This window comes from Acinetobacter sp. GRABPA_MV_2 (assembly GCF_056725885.1).
In genome coordinates this window covers 1-788 of sequence record NZ_JBWZNA010000067.1, presented here as the reverse complement: position 1 = coordinate 788, position 788 = coordinate 1, and the positions used below count along the sequence as shown (strand labels likewise).

Here is a 788-nt window from a genome sequence, read left to right as displayed (position 1 = left end):
GGTGGTGTTTCAAAAAGTATGCTGAAAAAAAGCAGGTTGGATTTTGATAAAATAGAGAAATGCGAATAACTCTAGAAATCAAGTGTCCAGCCTGCCTAAGTGACAGTATAAAGAAAAATGGCACAAAAGTAGATGGTAAGCAAAATTACCAATGTAAAATATGCAGACGTCAATTTATTGGTGATCATGCTCTCAGTTATCAAGGCTGTCACTCAGGTATCAAAACCAAAATATTACACCTCATGGTGCGAGGCAGTGGTGTCAGGGATATAGCAGAAATTGAAAGAGTAAGTATCGGTAAAGTTCTACGGACACTTAGCCAATCAAAATATCAACTTCGAGCACAGCAAAGTCATTATGAAACCCTTGAAGTAGATGAGTTTTGGACTTTTGTTGGTCATAAGCAAAATAAACAATGGCTAATTTATGCCTATCATCGAGAAACAGGTGAAATTGTTGCTTATGTATGGGGTAACCGAGATTTAGCCACTGCAAAACGACTTAAATTAAAATTGAAGCAGTTAGGTGTAAGCTATACATGTATATCAAGTGACCATTGGGATAGCTTTGTTACGACCTTTAAAGAATGCAAACAGTTGATTGGTAAATTTTTCACTGTGGGTATAGAAGGCAATAATTGTCGATTACGGCATCGAATCAGGCGAGGCTTTAGGAGAAGCTGCAACTTCTCCAAAAAGCTTGAAAATCATTTCAAAGCCTTTGATTTAGTGTTCTTTTATATCAATAATGGATTCGTTTAATGCCAGCATACTTTTTGAAACACCACC

The 788-nt window shown here is 36.7% G+C and carries 1 protein-coding gene; it reads left to right on the top strand.

The genetic code is table 11. The features are described from left to right. The first annotated feature begins 59 nt into the window (after nucleotides 1-59). Nucleotides 60-761, top strand: a complete 702-nt coding sequence (locus ACXM0J_RS18840) for an IS1 family transposase (protein WP_004282341.1) — start codon at nucleotides 60-62, stop codon at nucleotides 759-761. Nucleotides 762-788 lie beyond the last annotated feature (27 nt).

Coding starts and splice junctions, on each gene's coding strand:
- ACXM0J_RS18840 (WP_004282341.1), top strand. CDS start 60: ATGCGAATAACTCTAGAAATCAAGTGTCCAGCCTGCCTAAGTGACAGT.